Source organism: Mesorhizobium sp. M7A.F.Ca.US.006.04.2.1 (assembly GCF_004022915.1).
Classification (GTDB): domain Bacteria; phylum Pseudomonadota; class Alphaproteobacteria; order Rhizobiales; family Rhizobiaceae; genus Mesorhizobium; species Mesorhizobium ciceri.
Genome location: NZ_RZQA01000711.1, coordinates 1 through 3,434, shown reverse-complemented (window position 1 = coordinate 3,434; position 3,434 = coordinate 1). Strand labels below are relative to the sequence as shown.

The following is a 3,434-nucleotide window of genomic DNA, read 5'->3' as shown; positions in this document are numbered from 1 at the left end:
ACGCCGGCACGCTGATCGGGCTTGTCGTGATCCTGGCCGTGTTCGGCGCGCTGGTGCCCGGCTTTTTCGCCGAGCGCAACCTGATCAACATCCTGCAGCAGTCGAGCATCAATGCCTGTCTGGCGCTGGGCATGACGCTGGTCATCATCTCCGGCGGCATCGACCTGTCGGTCGGGCCGACGGCAGCACTCTCGGCCGTCATCTCGGCCTCTATGATGGTCGCCGGCGTGCCGTTTCCGCTGGCCATCGCCGCCGGCTTCGCCATTGGTCTTGCCTGCGGCCTCGTCAACGGCGTGCTCGTCGCCCATGTTGGGCTGCAGCCCTTCATCGTCACGTTGGGAACGCTCAGCACCTATCGGGCACTGGCGCTGATCTACACCGGCGGCAATCCGGTCCTCGGCCTGCCCCCAGGCTTTCGCGCCGTCTTCAACGGTTCGCTGTTCGGACTGCCTCTGGCGGTCGTCATCGTCGCCTGCGTGGCTGTCGTCGCCTGGGTCGTTTTGAAGAAGACGCCCTTCGGCGAATATCTGCTCGCCGTCGGCGGCAACGAGGAGGCGGCCTACATCGCCGGCGTGCCGATTGCCCGCACCAAGATCGCCGCCTACATGATCTCAGGCCTGCTGGCGGCGCTTGCCGCGCAGATCCTGATCGGCCGGTTGGGCGCCGCCGAACCCATCCTCGGCAATCTCTGGGAGCTCGACGCCATCGCGGCTGCCGCCATCGGCGGCGCCTCGCTGATGGGCGGCAAGGGCAGCGTCGTCGGCACCATCCTGGGCGCCGTCATCCTCGGCGCCATGCGCAACGGTTTGACGCTGATGAACGTCCAGTCCTTCTATCAGCTTCTGGCAACTGGTCTTATAATCCTCGCCGCGATGCTTATCGATCGCGTGACGAGGGGGCGTGGATGACCTTGAGCGGGCTGGACCTGAAAGCGGTAGGACCGCGCATCCGCATGATGATGCCGCATCTCACTCCGCTGGAGGCGAAGGTGGTGGAAACCGTCTTCGGCCGGCGCGGCTTCGACGAGAGCATTCCGCTGAAGCAGATCGCCGAGGAATCCGGCGTGTCCGAGGCGATGGTGGTCAAGATCGCCAAGAAGCTCGGCTTTTCCGGCTATCGCGACTTCCGCACCGCCGTCTATGAGTACAGTCGCCTGCCGACCGCCGAGATGCACCAGGAACTGTCATCCGACGACAGTTCGGCCGAGATCGTGCAAAAAGTGTTCCGCACCTCCATCCAGGCGCTGGAGGAGACGCTGGCGATCCTCGACATCGAGGATTTCGACCGCGCCGCCGAGCTGCTCTTCCGTGCCAAGAACCGGGATTTCTATGGCGTCGGCGGCTCGGCGCAGATCGCGCGCGACGTTTCGCACAAATTCCTGCGCATCGGCATCCGCGCATCCGTCTACGACGATTCGCACATGATGCTGATGTCGGCCTCGCTGCTCGGCGGCGACGACATCGCCGTCGGCTTCTCGCATTCGGGCAACACGTCGGCCGTTATCGACGCCATTCAGTTGGCCCGCAAGAACGGTGCCCGCACGCTGGCCATCACCAATTACGACAACTCGCCCCTGGCCGCCGTCGCCGATATCGTTCTGTGCTCGACCGCGCAGGGTTCGCCGCTGATGGGCGAGAACGCAGCGGCCCGCATTGCCCAGCTCAACATTCTCGACGCGTTGTTCGTCGCGGTGGCGCAGCGCGACTATCAGGCGGCGGAGCGAAATCTCGGCCGCACTATGTCGGCGGTGACATCGAAACGAAAAGACCGGGGCTCATGACGACAACGCCGCTGGTGACCGTGTTCGGCAGCCTGCATTACGACATTATGGTCGACGCGCCCGACCGCCCGCGCAAGGGCGAGACGGTGACCGGCCATGCCTGGCACCCCAAATGCGGTGGCAAGGGCGGCAACCAGGCCGTCTCGGCGGCGCGAGCCGGTGTGTATGCGGCGATGATCGGCGCCGTCGGCGACGATGATTTCGGGCGGGCGTTGCTGGCCAATCTCGATCGCGCCAAGGTCGACCGCCGCTTCGTGCGGGTGGCCGCTGGCGCCGGCTCCGGCATGAGCGTGGCGATCTTCGACCAAGGCGGCGACTATGGCGCGGTGATCGTCTCGGGCAGCAATCTGGCACTGGGCCATGCCGACAGTGCCTCTGCTTCCGATGTGGTGGGACAGACGGCGGTGCTCCTGCTGCAGAACGAAGTGCCGGAAGCCGCCAACATTGCCGCCGCACGCGCAGTCAAGGCACGGGGCGGCCGCGTCGTGCTCAACGCGGCCCCCGCGCGCAAACTCTCCGAGGAGTTGATCGCCCTGGTCGACATATTGGTGGTCAACGCCATCGAGGCGGAATTCCTGGCTGGCACGGCAGTGGTCGAGACACTCGACGGGGCCGCGCAAGCCGCACGGCTATTGGCCGATCTCTATCCCGTGGCGATCGTCACGGCGGGCGGCGAAGGCGTCGCCTGTTGCGACCGGAGCGGCGAGGCCTTTGCGCTGTCCGCCATCCCGGTCAAGGTCGCCAGCACGCATGGCGCCGGCGATGAATTCGTTGGCGCGCTGGCCGCGGGACTTGCCCGTGGGCAGACCATGCGGGCGGCCATCACCGCCGCCAACGCGGCTTCGGCCTTGCTGGTCTCGACGCCAGAGGCCGAGCGCGACGGCATCTGACCGGCTGGTTTCCGTCTTGCCAGACCGCAGCAGCGGCCGCCTATCCTTGCGGCCTCGCGCGAATTCCGCTAAGGCGCGCCTTTGTCGCCGGGGAACACGGACTTGGACGATCAACGCGCCGACGTCGCCATCATCATGGGCAGCCAGTCCGACTGGGCGACGATGCGCCATGCCGCCGAAACGCTGGAAGCACTTGGCATCCCGCACAAGCGGCTCATCATCTCCGCGCATCGTACACCGGACCGGCTCTATGATTTCGCCAAGGGCGCCAAGGCGGCCGGTTACCAGGTGATCATCGCCGGCGCCGGCGGTGCAGCACACCTGCCCGGCATGACGGCGGCGATGACGCCATTGCCGGTGTTCGGCGTGCCGGTGGAATCGAAAGCGCTTTCCGGGCAGGATTCGCTGCTGTCCATCGTCCAGATGCCAGCCGGCATTCCCGTTGGAACGCTGGCCATAGGCAAGGCTGGGGCCGCCAACGCAGCCCTTTTGGCCGCCGCCGTGCTGGCCCTGAACGATGACAGCCTTGCCGTCCGTCTGGATGCCTGGCGCGCCGCGCAGACTGCCAAGGTCGCGGCTGAACCGACGGATACGCCGTGAGCCTGCCCGCCGGATCGACCATCGGTATCATTGGCGGCGGCCAGCTCGGCCGCATGCTGGCTGTTGCTGCCGCCCGTCTCGGCTACCGCACCGTGGTGCTGGAGCCGCAAGCGGATTGCCCGGCCGCAGAGGTCGCCAACCGGCAGATAACAGCCGCCTATGAC

4 protein-coding genes and 1 pseudogene are annotated in these 3,434 nt (G+C 66.4%); all 5 read left to right on the top strand.

The genetic code is table 11. From position 1 onward, the window contains the following. On the top strand, positions 1-908 hold a 908-nt coding region (locus EN925_RS28570), incomplete at its 5' end, for an ABC transporter permease (RefSeq protein WP_164894446.1). After that, the gene (locus tag EN925_RS28565; RefSeq protein ID WP_013529211.1) at positions 905-1,780 is read left to right on the top strand and encodes a MurR/RpiR family transcriptional regulator; all 876 of its coding nucleotides are present in this window, start codon (positions 905-907) and stop codon (positions 1,778-1,780) included. The genes EN925_RS28570 and EN925_RS28565, both read left to right, overlap by 4 nt. Continuing rightward, complete coding sequence (locus tag EN925_RS28560; RefSeq protein ID WP_013529210.1) at positions 1,777-2,670, top strand: ribokinase; 894 nt, start codon at positions 1,777-1,779, stop codon at positions 2,668-2,670. The genes EN925_RS28565 and EN925_RS28560 overlap by 4 nt, the downstream gene beginning before the upstream one ends. A 102-nt stretch (positions 2,671-2,772) precedes the next feature. Beyond that, positions 2,773-3,270 (top strand): 5-(carboxyamino)imidazole ribonucleotide mutase, encoded by a 498-nt coding sequence (gene purE, locus EN925_RS28555; RefSeq protein WP_063169171.1) that lies wholly within the window; start codon positions 2,773-2,775, stop codon positions 3,268-3,270. Beyond that, positions 3,267-3,434 (top strand): annotated as a pseudogene (locus EN925_RS40955) (5-(carboxyamino)imidazole ribonucleotide synthase); the annotation flags it as partial. The gene purE and the pseudogene EN925_RS40955, both read left to right, overlap by 4 nt.

Bases quoted from the DNA above. Each gene is read 5' to 3' on its own strand.
- EN925_RS28560 (WP_013529210.1), top strand. From the start codon at position 1,777: ATGACGACAACGCCGCTGGTGACCGTGTTCGGCAGCCTGCATTACGAC.
- EN925_RS28565 (WP_013529211.1), top strand. From the start codon at position 905: ATGACCTTGAGCGGGCTGGACCTGAAAGCGGTAGGACCGCGCATCCGC.